The 19,243-nt window shown below is 52.8% G+C and carries 16 protein-coding genes and 1 other annotated feature; of the genes, 14 read left to right on the top strand and 2 right to left on the bottom strand.

The annotated features are described in order from the left end of the window. The gene (locus ACIHKT_RS05650) at positions 1-1,056 is read right to left on the bottom strand and encodes an FAD:protein FMN transferase (protein WP_086035896.1); all 1,056 of its coding nucleotides are present in this window, start codon (positions 1,054-1,056) and stop codon (positions 1-3) included. A gap of 278 nt (positions 1,057-1,334) precedes the next feature. Between ACIHKT_RS05650 and ACIHKT_RS05645 the strand changes: the two genes are divergently transcribed. The 3 genes from ACIHKT_RS05645 (at position 1,335) to cdd (ending at position 3,325) form a co-directional block, all read left to right on the top strand. Further along, positions 1,335-1,835, top strand: coding sequence for a YbaK/EbsC family protein (locus ACIHKT_RS05645; protein ID WP_236849736.1), 501 nt, complete (start codon positions 1,335-1,337; stop codon positions 1,833-1,835). After that, complete coding sequence (gene trmB / locus ACIHKT_RS05640; RefSeq protein ID WP_086035894.1) at positions 1,832-2,533, top strand: tRNA (guanosine(46)-N7)-methyltransferase TrmB; 702 nt, start codon at positions 1,832-1,834, stop codon at positions 2,531-2,533. Before ACIHKT_RS05645 ends, trmB begins: the two co-directional genes overlap by 4 nt. 378 nt (positions 2,534-2,911) lie before the next feature. After that, positions 2,912-3,325, top strand: coding sequence for a cytidine deaminase (gene cdd / locus ACIHKT_RS05635; RefSeq protein ID WP_086035893.1), 414 nt, complete (start codon positions 2,912-2,914; stop codon positions 3,323-3,325). Between the two features lie 75 nt (positions 3,326-3,400). On the opposite strand, the gene ACIHKT_RS05630 is transcribed toward cdd, so the two are convergent. Then, positions 3,401-4,309 carry a DMT family transporter gene (locus tag ACIHKT_RS05630; RefSeq protein ID WP_174193071.1) on the bottom strand — a complete coding sequence of 303 codons (909 nt, stop codon included), beginning with the start codon at positions 4,307-4,309 and terminating at the stop codon, positions 3,401-3,403. 285 nt (positions 4,310-4,594) lie between these two features. Between ACIHKT_RS05630 and yfmF the strand changes: the two genes are divergently transcribed. The 11 genes from yfmF (at position 4,595) to ACIHKT_RS05575 (ending at position 19,178) form a co-directional block, all read left to right on the top strand. Next, complete coding sequence (gene yfmF / locus ACIHKT_RS05625; protein WP_157658942.1) at positions 4,595-5,884, top strand: EF-P 5-aminopentanol modification-associated protein YfmF; 1,290 nt, start codon at positions 4,595-4,597, stop codon at positions 5,882-5,884. A 5-nt stretch (positions 5,885-5,889) separates the two neighbouring features. After that, positions 5,890-7,158, top strand: a complete 1,269-nt coding sequence (gene yfmH / locus ACIHKT_RS05620; protein WP_086036855.1) for an EF-P 5-aminopentanol modification-associated protein YfmH — start codon at positions 5,890-5,892, stop codon at positions 7,156-7,158. Between the two features lie 66 nt (positions 7,159-7,224). Further along, complete coding sequence (gene lgt, locus ACIHKT_RS05615; protein WP_236849737.1) at positions 7,225-8,190, top strand: prolipoprotein diacylglyceryl transferase; 966 nt, start codon at positions 7,225-7,227, stop codon at positions 8,188-8,190. A 20-nt stretch (positions 8,191-8,210) separates the two neighbouring features. Further along, positions 8,211-9,074 (top strand): bifunctional methylenetetrahydrofolate dehydrogenase/methenyltetrahydrofolate cyclohydrolase FolD, encoded by an 864-nt coding sequence (gene folD / locus ACIHKT_RS05610; RefSeq protein WP_086035890.1) that lies wholly within the window; start codon positions 8,211-8,213, stop codon positions 9,072-9,074. An 18-nt stretch (positions 9,075-9,092) separates the two neighbouring features. Continuing rightward, positions 9,093-10,952, top strand: a complete 1,860-nt coding sequence (gene dxs / locus ACIHKT_RS05605; RefSeq protein ID WP_174193074.1) for a 1-deoxy-D-xylulose-5-phosphate synthase — start codon at positions 9,093-9,095, stop codon at positions 10,950-10,952. Then, positions 10,949-11,764: a TlyA family RNA methyltransferase gene (locus tag ACIHKT_RS05600; RefSeq protein ID WP_086035888.1), complete on the top strand. Its 816-nt coding sequence runs from the start codon at positions 10,949-10,951 to the stop codon at positions 11,762-11,764. Before dxs ends, ACIHKT_RS05600 begins: the two co-directional genes overlap by 4 nt. Continuing rightward, positions 11,761-12,615, top strand: a complete 855-nt coding sequence (locus ACIHKT_RS05595) for an NAD(+)/NADH kinase (protein ID WP_086035887.1) — start codon at positions 11,761-11,763, stop codon at positions 12,613-12,615. The genes ACIHKT_RS05600 and ACIHKT_RS05595 overlap by 4 nt, the downstream gene beginning before the upstream one ends. A gap of 1 nt (position 12,616) precedes the next feature. Beyond that, complete coding sequence (locus ACIHKT_RS05590) at positions 12,617-13,066, top strand: arginine repressor (protein ID WP_086035886.1); 450 nt, start codon at positions 12,617-12,619, stop codon at positions 13,064-13,066. 4 nt (positions 13,067-13,070) lie between these two features. Then, positions 13,071-14,753, top strand: coding sequence for a DNA repair protein RecN (gene recN, locus ACIHKT_RS05585; protein WP_404351986.1), 1,683 nt, complete (start codon positions 13,071-13,073; stop codon positions 14,751-14,753). Between the two features lie 56 nt (positions 14,754-14,809). Continuing rightward, positions 14,810-15,072, top strand: a binding site (T-box leader). Between the two features lie 62 nt (positions 15,073-15,134). Next, positions 15,135-16,361, top strand: a complete 1,227-nt coding sequence (gene tyrS, locus ACIHKT_RS05580) for a tyrosine--tRNA ligase (protein ID WP_086035884.1) — start codon at positions 15,135-15,137, stop codon at positions 16,359-16,361. A 141-nt stretch (positions 16,362-16,502) separates the two neighbouring features. Beyond that, entirely contained in the window at positions 16,503-19,178 is a 2,676-nt protein-coding gene (locus ACIHKT_RS05575) for a YfhO family protein (protein WP_157658941.1), read from the top strand. Positions 19,179-19,243: the final 65 nt, after the last annotated feature.

The following is a 19,243-nucleotide window of genomic DNA, read 5'->3' as shown; positions in this document are numbered from 1 at the left end:
TTATTTCATCAGCCGATAAGAAGTGGTGTTGGTCAGCTGAAAGCGGTTTTTCAGCCCGGGGGAAACCGTTACATTTCCGGCCGTATCAATATAAATGGTTTCAGCACCGTAGCTCTTTGCCAGTGCGGAACCTTTCTCTTTGCCGAGGACAAAGCAGGCAGTGGAAAGTCCATCACTCAAAGCACCGTTTTTACAGACAATGGTTACAGAAACCAGCCCATTGCTTTCCGGTATTCCGGTTTTTGGGTTCAGCAGGTGATGATAGGTCTTTCCATTTTGAGTAAATGCTTTTTCATAGGTACCGGAAGTGGACACATATTGTCCGCCCTCCAGCGAAAGCAGGCCAACACTGCCGGCATTGCTGTCATTGGTTTTGGGGTCCCGCACGGCGACACTCCAGCCGGAGCCGTCCGGCTTGTTGCCATACAGGCCAATACTGCCGCCAGCCGCTACCACAGCCGCTTGAATTTTCTTTTTGGAGTAGGCTTCCACAACCTTGTCACAGGCAGCGCCCTTTCCAATCGAGCCGAGATCCACTCCTTCATAGTGCATCTTTAGGGAAGCTGTGTTGTCCTTGGTGTTAATACGCAGGTCCTTATAGTTGATACGCGGCAGAATGGATTTCAGTTCAGCGGCCGTGGGAACGTGCTTCTTGCCGTCAAAATCCCACAGGGCTGTCAGTGGAAGAACTGTTGGGTCAAAAGCACCGTCGGTTTGCTGTGCCAGCTTTAGGGACATCTGCAGCAGCGATATGGTGTAGCTGTCCTGTGTTTTCCATACCGTTCCGGCAGCATTGTTGAGGTTGGCGATATCGCTGTTGTCTACCCGCCAGGAGATTTTGTCCTCCAAATCGGTCACAGCCTGTGCGCCTGCTGTTGCAGCGGCCTGTGCTTCTTTGCCATAGGTTGTTTGCTGGATATAGGTGCCCATTGCGTAAGAAGTGTTGCTGTAGCTCTGTGCACGGTATCCGTAACGTGCCCATAGTACAGCCAGCACAACGACAACACCGGCCAGAATACAGCTTAGTGTGACGACGATTTTTTTTTGCTTGGACATATTCTCGTTACCTCAGTTATTTATATTAGAAAGGAATTTTCTCATTCCGGTTTGCCGCAGAGTGCGGCAAAAAAGCGAGCCAAAAATGAACATCCACATTATAGCACAACTAAAAAAATTGTCCAGAGGCCGAAAATAATACTTATGGAATCCATATATAAGTACGGGATGCTCCGGTCAGCTGACTTTTTGCTCTCACATTCCTTTTTTCGTCAAACTGTGCTATACTATTTTTTATGCAGGGCTGCCTGTACGGCAGTCTGAAAGGAGAGAAAAAATTGGCGCCGGAACTTCAGAAAGTACAGAAATACCTTGCCGGCTTTGGCTTGGCCGACCGTGTAAAAGAACTTGACCAGACCAGTGCCACGGCACAGCAGGCCGCGCAGGCACTGCAAGTGGGACCTGGCTGTATTGCAAAGACAATCTCGCTGAAAAAAGGGGACGGCTGTGTCCTGATTGTCACCAGCGGGGACCGCAAAATAGACAATGCCAAATTTAAGCACACGTTTGGCCTGCGGGCAAAGCTGCTTTCCACCAATGAGGTGCTGCCGCTTACGGGGTATCCAATTGGAAGCGTGTGCCCGTTCTGCTGCGCGGATACGGCACAAGTTTGGCTGGATGTTTCCCTGCGGCGGTTCAGCCGTGTTTATCCGGCGGCAGGAACCTCCAACTCTGTTGCAGCGCTTACTTGTGCGGAACTGGAGCGTGCCGGCCACAGCACCGGCTGGGTGGACGTCTGTAAACCAATGACACCGCGGAAAGAGGGGACAGTCCAATGAGAATGCGTGCAAAACCGTGGGCCGGTCCGGAACTGGACGCCTGCCCGTTTTTTCTGCGTAACCCACAGAGAATGAAAAATCAATGGCTGCAGTGGTTCCCGCGCCAGCAGCCGCTGCATGTGGAGCTTGGCTGCGGCAAAGGCTGGTTTTTGGCCGGACTTGCGCCGCTGCACCCAGAAATCAACTACCTCGGTATCGATATGAAGGATGCGGTCCTTGCCCCGGGCAAGAGGCTGATTGAAGAGGCTTACGACGAAAAGCCAATTGATAATCTGGTGCTTACCGCTTATGATATTTCCCGTCTGCCGAACATTATGGGCCCACAGGACCGCATTTCGCGGCTGTATATCAACTTCTGCAACCCATGGCCGCGACCACGTCACTATAAGCGCCGCCTGACACACCCGCGTCAGCTGGCCCTGTATCGGCCGCTTTTGGAACCAGATGCGGAGCTGTGGCTTAAAACAGATGATGAGCCGCTTTTTCGGGCGACACTGTGTTACCTGCAGGAGTCTCACTTTGAGGTGCTGGAACAGACACAAGACCTGCATCAATTCCCGCACCCGCAAAGCCCCATTGATGTCATGACCGAACATGAAAAGATGTTTACCGAAAAGGGTGTGCCGATTAAGGCCCTGCGAGCGCGGATGCTGCCGGACGATGATCAAACGAAAACGGCAACCAATTATTTTGGATAATCCAATCTAACAAAAACGAAGCCGGTACAGACCTGTAGAGGCCTGTATCGGCTTTGCTTTTCTATAAAGAATTATGCAGTGCGGCCAAAGCGGTCCAGCCTTGACCGCACAGAAAACAGGGAAAACTTAGTTGCAAAATTATGATTTCTTGTGGTGCCATCCGGCTCGCTGTGGTTTCTCGCTTGACAAGATTCATCATACTGGGACATATGGACAAAATAAAAACTCTAGCACTCATAGAAAGCAAATGCTAGACAAAGAGGCTTGCCCTTCCGCCATGGGTGGATTATAATAGTCTACAGTAAAAACATACGAATGGGCAGGAACTTGGGTTCCTGCCCGGGTACATTTGTACCCTAAAAAGGAGGTCTTGTAGAAATGAAGCCACTGGAACTGCTGCAGGCTGCGCAGCGGGCACGCAAAAATGCCTACACACCGTATTCCAATTTCCGCGTAGGTGCAGCGCTGCTGACCAAAGACGGCCGTGTCTTTCTTGGTGCCAATGTGGAGAACAGCTCGCTGGGGGCCACTATCTGTGCAGAACGTTCCGCACTGGTTTCCGCTGTCAGCAGCGGCGCACGCAGTTTTGAGGCCATCGCCGTAGCCGGCGCACCGGGTGGAAAAGAAGCAGCTGCTCCCTGTCCGCCCTGCGGCATTTGTCTGCAGTTTATGTCTGAGTTCTGCGGGCCGGAATTCCCTGTTTATTTGGCGGACGGGCAGGGAGGCGCACGAAAGTATATGCTGAAGGAACTGTTTCCGCATGCCTTTTTAAATACAAATATGCAAAAATGATAAACAAAAAAGCTGCCGGATATGCGTAAAACGCTGGCCCGGCAGCTTTTTCATATATTTATTATGTGGTAGCAGTTAAGATTGACCTGCAGCGGAACTGGCAGGGACGGGCAGGCGGCTGTGCTTTTCGGCCGGCATTTCCGTCAGTACAATGGCGGCGAAAATCAGCACAAATCCAATGACTGTCTGTATGGTCAGCGTTTCTCCCAGCAGCAGAATGCCGGAAAGGCAGCCGAAGACACTTTCCAGCGACATCAAAAGGGAAGCCTTGCTGGTTTCCACATACCGCTGGCAGACACTCTGCAGGCCCATGCCGATGGCCGAACTGAAGATGGAAAGGTATCCCAGCGAAAGGACCGCCTGTTGGTTCAGCGTTGGCGGCGGCTCGGTGAACGCGCCACACAGCAGTGCCAGCACGCCGCAGACTGCGAACTGAACGGTATTGACAGCCATAGGGTCGCCGGACGTAATGGCAGATGAGGTAATCATAATATGTACCGCATACAGAATGCCGCTGACAATGGACAGCCCCTCACCCAGACCCAGTCCGAAGTGTCCTCCGGCCAGGGACAGCATTCCGATACCGGTCAGACACAGCACAGCGGCAAACAAATTGACTGCACCGGGGTGTGCACGGTGCAGACCCCACGACAAAAATGGAACAATAACCACATAAATAGCAGTCAAAAATGCATTCCTTCCGGCTGTGGTGTATTTTACCCCGATGGTCTGTACCAAATAGGCGATAAACAAAATGGTACCCATGAGGATACTCAGCAACAGTGCCTTCCGGTTCATGCTTTTCAGTCGCTTATGAAACAGCAGCAGCATCAATGCCGCCGCAAAGGTGAACCGGATGCCTATCTGCCAGGAAGGCGGCATCAGATGATTGGTATCTTTTACCACCGCGAATGCCGTACCCCATAGGATGGCCGCCAACACCAGCCCCAGTTCACTCAGACGGATGCGCCGTTTTTCTTTCAAGATTTTTCCCCCTCTTAAAACATGCATACTGAAATACCTCAAATTTCCGCAGAACAGCCCCAAAAGTGGCTGAAAATGAAGTCGTTTTCAGTATAGCACAGCCTGACTGCCGCCCGCAATACCGGAGAAAGCTTTTTTGTACAAATGCAAGAATATGCAAATTCACAGAATATTCAAAGCTTCCTTCCTTTTCACACCTGACCTTGTGTGATATAATAAAGAAGTTTGCAAAAGATTGAAACGGATTAAACGGATTATATTTTTAAATAGGAGATGACCCGCTTTATGAACAAAATCGAGCAGTCTATGCTGCACGAGGGCGTCCATTTCAGAAGCGTCTGTAATACGAAGTTTAAGACTTTCCGCATATCGGTGAATTTTCTGCTTCCGCTGCAAAAGGACACGGCGGCACCCAACGCACTGCTGCCGTTCCTGCTTAGCCGCTGTTCGGAGGAGTATCCGGATTATACCCTGATGAGCCGGAAGATGGCTTCTCTGTACGGTGCCACTCTGGGCGCGGATGTAGGAAAGCTTGGCAATATGCAGATGCTGACCGTTTCTGCAGGCGGTATTGCTGACCGCTATGCCCTGCATGGGGAAAGCGTAACCGCCGAACTGACGCGTGTGCTGTGCGGCGCACTGTTTCATCCAGCTCTGCAGGACGGCCTCTTCCGGGAAGAAGATTTCCGGCAGGAACAGCGCCAGACACTGGAGCAGATTGCTTCCGAATACAGTGATAAGCGCATTTTTGCACTCAATCGCTGCGCGGAGTCCATGTGTGCCGGGGAGCCATATGGCATCAGCCGCTTTGGTACACGGGAGCAGGTGCAGGCACTGACCGGCGAGCGTGTGACACAGGCATGGAAAGATATGCTGCGTACCGCACGGGTGGAAATTCTGGTATTGGGCGATATCGACCCGGAACCAGTTGCCAAAATCTTTTCACAGGCATTTGGCTGTGTACAGCGGCAGTACAAACCACTGACATTGTCAAAGCCGATTTCTCATAACACGGAAATTTCCTATGTTATCGACCACCAGAACGTTGCACAGGGCAAAATGGTCCTCGGCATGCGGGTAGAGGTTTCTCAGCTGACACAGCCGGAACTGGTGCCGGCTGCACGTTTGATGAGCGCTCTTTACGGCGGCACCCCCAACAGCCGCCTGTTCCTCATCGTCCGCGAGAAGATGAGCCTGTGCTATTACTGCGGTGCCGGGTACAATTCCACGGCCGGACTTCTTTTTGTTCAAAGCGGCGTAGAGTTTGGCAATATGAAGAAAGCGGAGCAGGCAATCCTGGAACAGCTGAAGGCAGTGCAGGACGGCAGCTTTACTGACGCGGACATCGCAGCGGCCAAGCTGGCGCTGGAAAACGGTTACTGCACAGCGGAAGATTCTCTTGGTGCATTGGACAGTTGGTACCTTTCACAGTCCTTTATGAAAAAGGTATATACACCGGAAGAATATGCGGCACTGGTGGGTGCTGTCAGCCGTGAACAAATCATACAGGCAGCCAAGGGCGTTCGCCCGGATACGGTGTATTGCCTGAAGGGGCAGGAGGGGGAAAACCATTGAGCACAATGCAGGAAAGAAAGATTGACCGGGTAGGCGAGTCTTACTATGAGGTACGTCATGCGTCCGGTTTGCAGATATTTGTTTATCCAAAGTCGCAGAGCCACTCGACCTATGCCATTTTCGGCACCAACTACGGTTCCATTGACAACGCGTTCCGCCGTTCGGGCGAAACAGAGGTTACCCGTGTGCCAAACGGCATTGCCCACTTTCTGGAACACAAGATGTTTGAAAATGAGGACGGCGTGGATACATTTGCCCGCTATGCACAAACCGGTGCCAATGCCAACGCCTACACCAGTTTTGATAAAACCTGTTACCTGTTCTCCTGCAGTGACCATGTATATGAGTCATTGGAGATTTTACTGGACTTTGTGCAGAAACCGTATTTTACGGCCCAGACAGTGCAGAAAGAGCAGGGGATTATTGGCCAGGAAATTCAGATGTATGACGATGATCCCGGCTGGCAGGTCCTGTTCAATATGCTGGGCGCCATGTACCACACGCACCCGGTCAAGCTGGACATTGCCGGCAGTGTGGAAAGCATTGCGAAAATCACACCGGAGCTGCTGTATGAATGTTACCATACATTTTATAATCTCAATAATATGGCCCTGTGTGTGGTCGGCAATGTGGAGCCGGATAAAGTGCTGGCTTTATGTGACAAGTTGCTGAAACCAAGCCAAGATATGCAGGTGCAGCGCTATTTTGAGCCGGAGCCTCCGTCCGTCCTAAAACCGCGGGTGTGTGTGAAGGGCAGCGTTGCCAACCCGATGTTCTACTTTGGCTTTAAGGAGGACGCCGCTCACCGGCCAACGGTACAGCAGATGGCTGAAACCGAGATCTTGCTGCAGACAGTCAGCGGCGACTGCTCTCCGCTATTTCGCCGTTTGCTGGACGCTGGCCTTATTAACGAGGCGAGCTTTGACAGTGAATACTTTGAAGGCCCGGGCTATGCCAGCGTCTTGTTCAGCGGCGAATCCAAAGACGCGGACGCAGTTGCTGCGCAGATTCTGCAGGAGCTGGAACGTGTCCGTCAGGACGGGTTGGACCCAGAGCTGTTTGAGAACGCCAAGCGGTCCGTTTATGGCCGCATTATTTCCGGGTTCAACAGTGTGGAAAGCCTTGCAAATGGCATGATAGCCGACTGTTTTGCGGGCCGCAGTTTGGTAGCAGATGTAAACGCAGCGGCTGCTGTGACCAAAGCGGCGGCGGAAAAGCGGCTGCAGACACAGCTGCTGCCGCAGAATGCGGTTCTGTCCATTGTGGAGCCGTAAACTATGAGAAAAGCCCTGCCTGCCGATGCATTTTCGGCACTGGCACTGCGGGAGGAGAGAGGATAAATGATGTATCACGTTCAGTTCCCTGGACTGGGGATTTACCTGACGATACAGCGTGCCGCATTCAGTATTGGTTCATTTCATATTTACTGGTACGGGATTCTGATTGCTGCCGGGTTCCTGCTGGCAGTTTTTTACGCCATGAAAAGCGCCCGCAAGTTTGGGCTGGACCCCGACAAGTTGATGAACTGCATTCTGGTAGGCATTCTGTGTGGAATTGTCGGTGCACGCCTTTATTTTGTTCTCTTTTACCCAGGCGATATGTACCTGCGCAATCCCTCTGAGATATGGAATATTCACGACGGCGGACTGGCCATTTACGGCGGTATTATCGGGGGCCTGCTGGGCGGCTGCATCACAGCAAAAATCTGCAGGCAGAAAATCACGTCCCTGCTGGACATTGCGTCGCTCGGGTTCCTTATTGGCCAGAGTATTGGCCGCTGGGGAAACTTTATCAATCAGGAAGCGTTTGGTGTACAGACGGACTTGCCGTGGGGTATGGCGAGCGAGAACACTAGCTTTGTTACAGTACATCCATGCTTTCTCTATGAATCCATGTGGTGCCTGCTGGGTTTCATTCTGTTGCACTTTTTCAGCCGCAAGCTGCGCCGTTACGACGGACAGGTCTTCCTGTTGTACCTATTGTGGTACGGCATAGAGCGCTTCTTTGTAGAAGGCCTGCGTACAGATAGCCTGCTGCTGCCGGGAACGTTGCTGCGTGTGTCACAGGTGCTGGCGGGCACTTTGGTCATCTTCAGCATAGCCTTGCTGGTCATTTTCCGGCGCCGTACTGTTTTGACCGGTGCCGGCAGCCCACGTGTCGTAGCGCTGAACGCCATTGACGACAGCATTCCGGAGGATTTGGTAACGGATGATACGGTACAAAAACTGATAGACGGCACACAGCCTGCCACTAAACAGCAGACCGAACCGGTCAGTGAAACGGATATACCGGAACAAAAACAATAAAAATCGGGAGGCTACCACAAATGGGCAAACGGATAGACGGAAAAGCAATTTCTGCCGAAGTGCGCGCCAGGGTGAAAGAAGAGGTTACGCAGATGAAAGCGGCGGGCATTACGCCCGGCCTGGCAGTTGTGCTGGTCGGCGATGATGCCGCCTCTCATACTTATGTACGCAATAAAAAGAAAGCTTGTGTGGAAACTGGCATTTACAGTGAAGTGTACACGCTTTCTGCTGCGGCAACGCAGCAGGAGCTGATGGCACTGGTGCAGAGCCTGAATGCCCGTCCGGAAATCGACGGCATTTTGGTACAGCTGCCTCTGCCGAAGGGATTGGACGAGGATGCGGTCATCAATGCCATTGACCCCACGAAGGACGTGGACGCATTTCATCCCTCCAATGTCGGCCACATTATGATAGGTGACTATTCGTTCCTGCCCTGTACACCGGCGGGCATTATGGAGATGCTGCGCCATGAAAAGATAGACATACAGGGAAAGCGCTGTGTGGTTGTGGGCCGCAGCAACATTGTCGGCAAACCAATGGTCATGCTGCTTCTGCACGCCAACGGCACTGTTACAGTATGTCACAGCAAAACGCGGGATCTTGCGGGCATTTGCCGGCAGGCGGATATTTTGGTGGCAGCTGTCGGGAAGCCGAAGTTCATTACCCGTGAAATGGTCAAGCCCGACGCCGTAGTCATTGACGTGGGCATGGACCGGGACGAAAACGGAAAGCTTTGCGGCGATGTGGATTATGACGCCGTGGAACCGATTGCTTCTTATATTACGCCGGTGCCGGGCGGTGTCGGCCCCATGACGATTTCCATGTTGCTTCAAAATACTTTGACAGCGGCGCGCCTGCACCACGGCGTAACAACGGCCAGATAAAACGGGGGAGCAGAAAATATGTCCAAGCTCCTAGATCATATTGATTCTCCGGATGACCTAAAAAAATTGAATTTAGCGCAGCTGCAGCAGCTGTGTTCCGAGATACGGTCGGCCATTATTCATACTGTTTCCAAAAACGGCGGACATCTCGCCTCCAACCTTGGCTGTGTTGAGCTGACAGTGGCGCTGCGCCGGGTGTTCAGTTCACCGGACGATGCCATTGTTTGGGACGTTGGCCATCAGTCCTATACACACAAGCTGTTGACCGGCCGCCGGAAACAGTTCCCAACCATCCGCTGCAAAGGTGGCCTTTCCGGATTCCCTAATCGGCAGGAAAGTAAGTGGGACACTTTTACCGCCGGACACAGCAGCACTTCTATTTCGGCCGCGTTCGGCATTGCCGAGGCAAAGGCGCTTTCCGGCAAGCCGGGGCACGTCATTGCGGTGATTGGTGACGGAGCGCTGACCGGCGGCATGGCCTATGAGGGCCTGAATAATGCCGGCCGCTTCGGTAAAAATTTTATTGTTATATTAAATGATAATAAAATGTCCATTTCCCGCAGTGTGGGTGCAATGGCACGGTATCTGGCACAAATTCGGACAAAACCAGCTTACCTGCGGGCAAAATCCCATGTAGAGGACGCACTGCAGCATATTCCCGTTATCGGCGGGCCGGTGTGTGACAGCATTACCGTGGCAAAAACCATGGTGCGTTCGGTGCTTTACAACAGCACCTTTTTTGAGGATATGGGCTTTAACTACTATGGCCCATTTGATGGGCACAACTTGCCGCAGATGATTGAAGTGCTGGAAAATGCCGGACAGATTGACCACCCAATCTTATTGCACGTTGTTACCAAAAAGGGCAGGGGATACTCTTATGCAGAGGAAAATCCGGACACCTACCACGGCGTTTCCAGTTTCAATATTCTGACGGGTAAGCCAAACGCCAAAGGCGGTGACAATTTCAGCAGTGTGTTTGGCAGCACACTGTGCAGCCTGGCGGAAAAGGACAGCCGCATTTGTGCCATTACGGCTTCCATGAAAACCGGTACTGGCCTAGAGACTTTCAGCCGGCGCTTTCCAAAGCGCTTTTTCGACACCGGCATTGCCGAGGAACATGCGGTCACCTTTTCAGGCGGCCTTGCCAGCCAGGGAATGCTGCCGGTTTTTGCGGTGTATTCTACTTTTTTACAGCGCGGATATGACCAGATTATCCATGATGTAGCGATACAGAAAGTAAAGGTCGTTTTTGGTGTGGACCGTGCAGGTATTGTCGGGGAGGATGGCGAAACGCATCAGGGCATTTTTGATGCTGCCTTTCTCAATACCATTCCCGGTATTACGATATTTTCACCTTGCTACTACGACGAACTAATCACGGACCTGCACCGCGCGCTGTATGAAGTGCCCGGCGCGGTGGCGGTGCGTTATCCGCGCGGTGCGGAACCGTTCCGTCCGGCAGATTTTCTGCGTACCGGCCGTGACTACGACCGCTATGGCCCGGCAGATGCTTCCTGTGCCATTGTTACCTATGGGCGGTTGTTTGCCAATGCCTGCCGTGCACAGCAGGCACTGCAGGAGAAAGGCATTCCCGTGGAAATCATTAAGCTTAACTGCATTAAACCGATTGCCGACGGCGCTGTACAGGCGGCAGCGGATAAACAGACGGCCTTCTTCTTCGAGGAAGGAATGCAGCAGGGCGGTATCGGTGAACATTTTCTGTACCTGCTGTTTAGCAAACAGTTTTGTGGGCATGCTTACCTGCATGGCATTCAGGATTTTGTCCCGCATGCCACGGCGGCCCAGTGTCTGCAGTCCCTGGGACTGGACGCGGACGGTATGATACAAACCATAACAACGGAGTGTAAAAATTGAGTAATAAAGTTAGGCTGGACGTTTTAATGACACAGAACGGCTTTGCGGAAAGCAGAGAAAAGGCCAAGGCCATTATCATGTCCGGAGATGTATTTATTCAGAATCAGCGGTATGATAAACCCGGTATGCTGGTGCCAGCAGACGCAAAGCTGGACGTGCGTGGCGGACCGCGCTATGTCAGCCGCGGCGGACTGAAGCTGGAAAAAGCCATGGCCTCGTTTCCGATTACATTGACGGGAAAGGTCACGATGGACATTGGGGCCTCCACTGGCGGCTTTACGGACTGCATGCTGCAAAACGGTGCCAGCCGTGTTTATTCTGTGGATGTTGGCTATGGGCAGCTTGCGTGGAAACTGCGTACGGACTCTCGTGTAGTGAATCTGGAACGCACCAATGTGCGCTATCTGACACACGAACAGGTGCCGGAGCAGGTGGACTTTTTCAGCGTGGACGTAGCTTTTATCTCTCTGCGGCTGGTTTTGCCGGTTGCCCACGGCTTTTTGAAGGACGGCGGACAGGCTGTATGCCTGATTAAACCGCAGTTCGAGGCCGGCCGGGAAAAGGTGGGGAAGAAAGGTGTTGTGCGTGACCCGGCAGTTCATGAGGAGGTCATTGCAAACATTACGGATTTTGTCCTGCACAACGGTTTTTCCGTGCGGGGCCTTACTTATTCGCCGGTGCGCGGGCCGGAGGGGAACATTGAGTACTTACTCTATTTGCAGAAAGCGGACACACCTTCTTCGGTGCCGCTGGATATTCCCGCACTGGTTGCTGAGTCACATCGTGTACTGAATGGTGGTGGAAAGAAATGATTATCGCTCTGCTGCCCAATCTAAGAAAAGCGCATGCTCCGCGCTGCACACATGAAATTATCAAATGCCTGCATGAGCTGGGTGCAAAAATATATATGCGTGCTTCTGACCGGCAGCAGGCCTATGACGCGGACCGCTGGGTTGACGATTTTCAGGAGCTGCTAGGTTCCTGCAGCGCAGCCATTGCGGTCGGCGGCGACGGCACCATCATTCATGAAGCGCGGCATACCGCTATTGCGGGCAGGCCGATTCTTGGTGTCAACACTGGCCGGCTCGGTTTTGTGGCTGGGCTGGAACCAAATGAACTGGGCCTGTTAAAAAATCTGGTGCGGGGCAATTATACACTGGAAAACCGCCTGATGCTGCGTGCCCGGTTTGAGACGGACGGCGTTACCCGCCAAACAGACGCTTTAAATGATGTTGTGATTGCCCGTGGTACGCGCTCAAAGATTATTGATTTTGAAGTTGGTTTTAACGACAATGAAATGACACACTACCGGGCAGACGGCCTCATTTTTGCAACACCGACCGGCAGCACCGCCTATTCGCTTTCTGCAGGCGGTCCAGTATTGGACCCGGGCGTCAGTGCCTTTCTGCTGACACCCATCTGTTCCCTTTCGCTGGCAAGCCGTCCGGTGGTTTTCAGTCCGGACGCCTGCCTGACTGTAAAGACTTTTTCCGCAGCAGAGGAGCAAAACTACCTGACGGTGGACGGCGACGACGCCATTCCGCTGCAGGCGGGCCAGCAGGTAATAGTCAGTCGTTCCCCCTATACAGCACAGTTTATTAAGCTGAAGCAAAATCATTTTTACGAAGTTGTCAATAAAAAACTGATAGAGAGGAGGACCTAATATGAAGGCACGCCGCCATGCGAAAATTTTGGAACTAATCAGCCAATATGATATCGATACGCAGGAGGAGCTTCTGCGCCGTCTGCGTGACACCGGATTTGAGGTGACACAGGCCACCGTTTCCCGCGATATTAAAGAGCTGCGTCTGGTGAAGACGCTGTCGACGGACGGACAGTATCGGTATTCCACCGGCAAAGAGGACAATCGGGATATTTCCTCCAAATTTTACTCGCTGCTGCAGGATTCTGCTACATCTATCAACTGTACCGGGAACCTTGTTGTTATCAAATCGGTTTCCGGTATGGCACAGGCTATTTGCGCTGCAATGGACACCATGCACTGGGAAGCAGTGGTCGGTACGCTCGCCGGTGATGATACCATTTTTGTTGCTGTGCGCAGTGAGCACGCCGCCCAGCAGTTTGCGGCAGAACTCACCAGAATGATGGGGTGATTCCATGCTGGATGAACTGTATATTGAAAATATCGCCGTGATTGAAAAAGCAACGATTGATTTCGGTCCCGGTTTTAATGTTCTCACCGGTGAAACCGGCGCGGGCAAATCCATCATCATTGACGCCATTCATGCGGTGCTGGGCCAGCGGACTTCACGGGAACTGGTGCGTGCCGGTGCGAAGGGCGCCTTTGTCAGTGCGAGTTTTTCCGGCCTGACACCACAGGTTTTGCAGATACTGGACCAGCTCGGCTTTTCACCGGAGGAAGACGGCACTCTTCTGCTGCAGCGGCAGATACGCGAAGACGGGCGCACGGTGTGCCACATTGGCAGCCGGCCTGCCTCTGTCGCAGCGCTGCGGCAGCTGGGGGCACAGCTGATAAATATTCATGGCCAGCATGAAAGTTATGGCTTGCTTTCGCCGGATAACCATCTGCGTTATTTGGACCGCATGGGCGTGCCGGAAACACTGCTGCAAAAGTACCGTGGGGCTTACCGCCAATGGAAGCAGGTGCAAAAGCAGCTGACGGCGCTGGATGTAGATGAAGCTGAAAAAGTTCGCTTAACGGATCTATTGACCTATCAGATAAACGAGCTGGAAAAGGCAAACATCAAGCCCGGGGAAATACAGGATTTGCAAAACCGCCGCAAACGTATTCGTTCCGGCGGAAAAATCACTGCGTCCCTGCAAAAAGCAGTGCAGATACTGGATGGTGACGGCGAGATGCCGGGTGCCTGTGCGGCGGTACAGGAGGCGTCACGCCACTTAGCAGACGCCGCCGAGCTGCTGCCGGAACTAAGCGGCTTGTCCGGCCGGCTGGAAAGCCTTGGATACGACTTGCAGGACTGCATGGAGGAAATTCGCAGCCAGTGCGAGACGGATGCTTATGACCCGCAGGAGCTGGAGGAGATTGAGACACGGCTGGATGTGTACTATCATTTGTCGCTAAAGTACGGCAAAACAGAAAAAGAAATGCTGCAGTTTTTGCAGAAGTGCCGCCAGCAGCTAAGTTCCATTCAGCACAGCGGGGAAGAAATGCAGCGCCTGCAGAAAGAGAATGACGCTGCCGAAAAACAGGTCCGCACGCTGGGCCGGCAGCTTTCGTCCAGCCGCCGCAAAGCCGCCGCTGGATTTTCGGAACAAGTGCGGCGGGAGCTTACCTATCTCGATATGCCGGGCGTCATTTTTACCGTACAGCAGACACCCTGTGTGCCAAGCCCCAGTGGCTGTGATGATGTGCAGTTCCTCATTTCCGCCAACCCGGGTGAACCCGCGCGGCCGTTGGCAAAGATTGCTTCCGGCGGTGAATTGTCGCGTATTTTGCTGGCGATACAGTCGGTCCTTTCCGGCAGGGACAGCGTTGGAACCCTCATCTTTGATGAGGTAGACACCGGCGTTTCCGGCAGTGCGGCCCAGAAAATCGGCCAAAAGTTGCGTCAGACAGCGCGCGGACGTCAGGTGCTGTGTGTCACGCATTTGCCGCAGATTGCGGCATTAGGGGACCGACAGTATAAAATTGAGAAACATACTGAAAAGGGACGTACTTATACACAGGTAACTCTTTTGGATCACAAGGGCCGCCGGCAGGAACTGGCACGCATTATCGGCGGTACGCAGATTACACCGCTGACACTGCAGAATGCCGAGGAAATGCTGCAGCTGGCCGCCAAAGATACCGGCTGCTGACACCGCATGGCGGCCTTCACCTTGACATCTGTGTTTAAAATCACTATAATATAATTTGAATAGCTGTGAAGGGAAATGAAGTAAGCGGGAAAAGATGCCTGCAGAGAGCCGGCGGCTGGTGTGAGCCGGTGCTCTTTTCCGCCCAAATTACATCCTGGAGCTGCCCGCCGAAAGCGTTTTGCCGTGTAAGCCGGGCCGTGTGCGCACGTTACCGCGCGGAGGTATCTTTTATTTGCTTGTCCTATAAAATGTACCCGTAAGGCCGTCTTCGTGAGGGGACGGTGAACTGAGGTGGTACCGCGGAATTTCCGCCCTCTGCAGATTTTATGTGCAGAGGGCTTTTTTGCAGCCTTCTGCCAGATATTCAGGAGGTATTTTTGTATGAAAGTGTACGAGGATTTAAAGGCGCGCGGCCTTATTGCGCAGGTAACAGACGAGGAGGCCGTGCGTGACCTGCTCGACAACCACAAGTGTACATTCTATATCGGCTTTGACCCCACCGCGGACAGTCTGCACGTTGGGCATTTTGTTACCGTTATGACCATGTCCCGCCTGCAAAAAGCCGGGCATACACCCATTGCGCTGTTTGGCGGCGGCACCGGCATGATTGGTGACCCGACCGGCAAAACGGATATGCGCAAAATGCTGACACGTGAAGAAATTGACCATAATGTGGAGTGCTTCCGCAAACAGATGGCACCGTTGGTTGATTTTTCAGACGGCAAGGCTATTATGGCAAACAACGCCGACTGGCTGCTGAGCCTTAACTATATTCAGTTTATGCGGGAAATCGGTGTTCATTTTTCCGTGAACCGTATGCTGGCAGCCGAGTGTTACAAGCAGCGGCTGGAGCGCGGACTGACCTTCTTTGAAATGAACTATATGCTGATGCAGGGCTATGATTTTCTGCAGTTGAACCGCCGTTACGGCTGTGTGCTGGAGGTCGGCGGTGATGACCAGTGGAGTAATATTATCGGTGGCGTCAATCTGATTCGCTGCAAAGAGAATCGGCCGGCTTACGGCCTGACACTGGGCCTTCTGACAAACAGTGAGGGCAAAAAGATGGGCAAAACCGAAAAGGGCGCCGTGTGGCTGGACCCCGCAAAGACCAGTCCCTTCGATTTTTACCAGTACTGGCGCAATATCGGTGATGCAGACGTGGAACGCTGCCTGAAGTTCCTCACGTTCCTGCCGGTGGAGGAAATCGAAGACCTGACAAACTGTGAGGGCAGTGCACTGAATAAGGCGAAGGAAGTTCTTGCTTATGAGGTGACAAAGTCCATTCACGGCATAGAGGAAGCAGACAAGGTCCGTGAAGGCGCGCGTGCGCTGTTTGGCGGCGGTGTCAATACCGACAATATGCCCACCAGTACACTGACGGCCGCTGACCTGACAGATGGTTCCATTGGTGTGCTGGACCTGCTGGTTAAAACAAAGTTGGTTTCCAGCAAGAGTGAGGGCCGGCGTTTGGTTCAGCAGGGCGGCTTGACCTTGAACGACAGCAAGGTGAAGGACCCTGCGGCCGTGTTGACTGCCGCTGATTTTCCGAATGGTGCAGCTATTATTCGGAAGGGTAAAAAAGCATATCACAAAGTTCTGCTTAAATAAAAAGGACGGCGGGGCAGCGAAGCGGTTTTCCAGTGGGGGGAAACGGCTCCGCTGTTTTTTGCCGCTAAACCACATTTTTATGGTATACTGAATGTACTTAGAATACACGGCCGGCATTGGTCCTATAAAGGAGATGAGCGCTTGCGAAAACGGAAAAAGTGGGCAGTTTGGGCGGCACCGCTGGCGGTGCTGGTCCTGCTTTGTGCCTGCTTTGCGTCTGCCGGACTGTACCCGTTTGGAACAAAAACCCTGTCTTGGTGTGACATGAATCACCAGACTGTCCCGCTGCTGATGGATTTTCAGGATATCCTGAGGGGAAAATCCTCTATGCTGCTGAACTTGCAGAATGCGGGCGGTATGAGCTTTTGGGGCGTCTTTTTCTTTTTTCTGTCCAGTCCGTTTACCTTCCTGATTTCCTTTCTACCCAAAGCATCTTTTTACCTGTTTATGAACGTGCTGGTGCTGTTGAAAATGTCCCTTTGTGCCTGCACGGCATCCATTTTGTTTCTGCACACGTTTTCTCGGCTGGACGGTGTGCGAATTTCCTGTCTTTCAGTTATGTACGCGTGTTCCGGCTTTGCACTGATGTATTATCAGAATATCGTCTGGCTGGACATTGCCTGTCTGTTTCCACTTTTAGTGTTGGGCGTGTGCAGGCTGCGGGAAGCGGAAAAACCAGCGCTGTTTCTTTGGACATTATCGGCGATTATTGTTGTGGACTATTACCTAAGCGCCATGGTGCTGTTCTGGCTGGTGCTGCTGTTTTCCATTTTGTCCTCTTTTGTGGTCAACCGTACCCGCTGCAGACGGCAGATAGTCCTATTGGGATTGAGTACCGGTGCGGCTTTGCTGCTTACAGCAGTAGTATGGCTGCCATCCTTGCTGCAGTGCGGCCGTTCCGGCCGTGTAGTGGACCTTATTTCCAGCCTAAGCAGCGGCAGCATCCTGACCGGTGTGCAGACCACGCTGCCAGTTTGGTACTGTACCGGTGCCGCCGTGGCAGCTGTACCGCTGTTTTTCCTACTGAAGCGTAAGGGCAGCCGGCAGCGTGCGCTGTTTGTCAGCTATTTGCTGCTGATTTTGCCGCTGTTTATTGACCCCATTGACCGGATGTGGCACTTGGGCAGTTATCAGGCGTTTCCGGTACGCTTTGGGTATATCCTTACGCTGACAGGGCTTCTGCTTACGGGCAGCTATTTAAGCGAAGTACAGCCGCTCCAGCCAGAGCAGAAAAGCCGTCCGCTGCCGCTGTTCTTTGCGGGGGCCGCTGCCGCCGCGCTGATTGCCATTGCGGGCGAGATGCTGTCACGGCCTGCCATGCGTACAATGCTTTCACATTATGTCAATAATCTTTGGAACGACCAAACAGCGCTGCAGCTGGGACTGCTTTTCGCACTGTCGGCGACCGGCGTTTATTTAGTCCTATTCCTGTTGTTTCATGCACAGAAAATCTCGGTTCGGGTGCTGTGTGTTCTGCTGTGCGTTGTAACCGCGGCGGAAGTCAGCTTTAACCTGCAGGTTTATGTTGCGCCTGCTGCATCGGACGGGCATGCCTATGATACAGCGCTGGACCTCAGCGGGCGGTTAAAGGACAGTTCCCTGTACCGTGTCAAGACGGATGGACTGTATTTTGATACCGACTTGATGGGTGCATTGGGATATCCGGTGCTGGACCACTACACTTCTTTGACGGACGGCACCTATATGGATACTCTGCAGAAGATGGGTTACTCCGCCCATTGGATGGAAAGCCACTCCAGCGGCGGTACGGCCCTGACCGATTCCCTGCTGGCACAGAAGTACAGCATTACCCGGCTGGGGGAGGAAAACGGCCGCACACCGCTTTACAGCAATCATCAGTATTCCCTGGTGCGTCAGCCGTACAGCCTGCCCTTTGGGTTTGTTGCCCAGAACTGCGGCAGCGCTCTTCCGGATGGTGACCGTTTTGGTGCACAGGATATGCTATACCATACTTTTTTCGGTCGGTCGGATTCTTTGATGACACGCTATTCACCGGATATTTCTGACTTTGCCCAAATGAGCAAGGCGAAGGATGGCAGTGTCACGGTTACTGGCGCGGCATACAGCAGCCTGCTGTATCATATACAGGTCACAAGGAAGACAGCGCTGTACTTCGACTGTTATACAAAGGCGTCGCGGGACCTTACCAGTTCCAACTATAATTCTCTCAGCATTTCCGTTAACGGCAGAATGATACGTTCATTGTATCCCTCAGCCGATGACAATGGATTGGTGGACTTAGGCACTTTTGAGAATCAAATGGTAGAAGTACGCGTATCGGTTCTGCACCCGGTTAACTGTCGTTCCTTCGGTGTGGCAGGGATGGACCTCACAAAGCTGCAGAGCGCTCTGCAAAATACACAGTCGCAGGCAGTGTCTCTTTCCGCGTCCGGCAATATGCTGTCCGGCACTGCTGCAGCCAGAAACAGCGGCTGGCTGGTGTTGCCTCTGCGCGGCGGCAGCGGCTTTACTGCTACGGTCAACGGCAAACCTGCACAGACAGCCGAAGCGGCAGGAATGTTCCTCGCGGTTCAGCTGCAGGCAGGGCAGAACCGTGTGGAGGTTCAGTATCTGCCGCCGGGACTTGCCGCGGGCGCCGTTTGCAGTATGGCTGGATTTGCGGCGGCGCTGCTGTTCCTGCGTCTGCTGAAAAAGAAGGGAACCAAATGCCTACGCAAGCTGGAAAAACCGGCACAGGTTGTGTTTGATATAGTCACTGCTGTGGTCAGCATTCTGCTGTATCTGTTCCCGGTTGCAGTCTATCTGGCAGCAAATCTGGAAGTCCTATTTTCCTGAAACAGGCGTATGGAATCGAAAAGAATATACAAACTAAAAAGCAGGACCGTCAACACATTTCGTGT

Source organism: Caproicibacterium sp. XB2 (genome assembly GCF_044880635.1).
Classification (GTDB): Bacteria; Bacillota; Clostridia; order Oscillospirales; family Acutalibacteraceae; genus Caproicibacterium; species Caproicibacterium lactatifermentans.
The sequence above is the reverse complement of the archived record's forward strand: the minus strand, read 5'-3'. Positions and strand labels throughout refer to the sequence as shown.

Coding starts and splice junctions, on each gene's coding strand:
- lgt (WP_236849737.1), top strand. CDS start 7,225: ATGATGTATCACGTTCAGTTCCCTGGACTGGGGATTTACCTGACGATA.
- yfmH (WP_086036855.1), top strand. CDS start 5,890: ATGCAGGAAAGAAAGATTGACCGGGTAGGCGAGTCTTACTATGAGGTA.
- ACIHKT_RS05595 (WP_086035887.1), top strand. CDS start 11,761: ATGATTATCGCTCTGCTGCCCAATCTAAGAAAAGCGCATGCTCCGCGC.
- folD (WP_086035890.1), top strand. CDS start 8,211: ATGGGCAAACGGATAGACGGAAAAGCAATTTCTGCCGAAGTGCGCGCC.
- recN (WP_404351986.1), top strand. CDS start 13,071: ATGCTGGATGAACTGTATATTGAAAATATCGCCGTGATTGAAAAAGCA.
- dxs (WP_174193074.1), top strand. CDS start 9,093: ATGTCCAAGCTCCTAGATCATATTGATTCTCCGGATGACCTAAAAAAA.
- ACIHKT_RS05590 (WP_086035886.1), top strand. CDS start 12,617: ATGAAGGCACGCCGCCATGCGAAAATTTTGGAACTAATCAGCCAATAT.
- ACIHKT_RS05650 (WP_086035896.1), bottom strand. CDS start 1,056: ATGTCCAAGCAAAAAAAAATCGTCGTCACACTAAGCTGTATTCTGGCC.
- trmB (WP_086035894.1), top strand. CDS start 1,832: ATGAGAATGCGTGCAAAACCGTGGGCCGGTCCGGAACTGGACGCCTGC.
- tyrS (WP_086035884.1), top strand. CDS start 15,135: ATGAAAGTGTACGAGGATTTAAAGGCGCGCGGCCTTATTGCGCAGGTA.
- yfmF (WP_157658942.1), top strand. CDS start 4,595: ATGAACAAAATCGAGCAGTCTATGCTGCACGAGGGCGTCCATTTCAGA.
- cdd (WP_086035893.1), top strand. CDS start 2,912: ATGAAGCCACTGGAACTGCTGCAGGCTGCGCAGCGGGCACGCAAAAAT.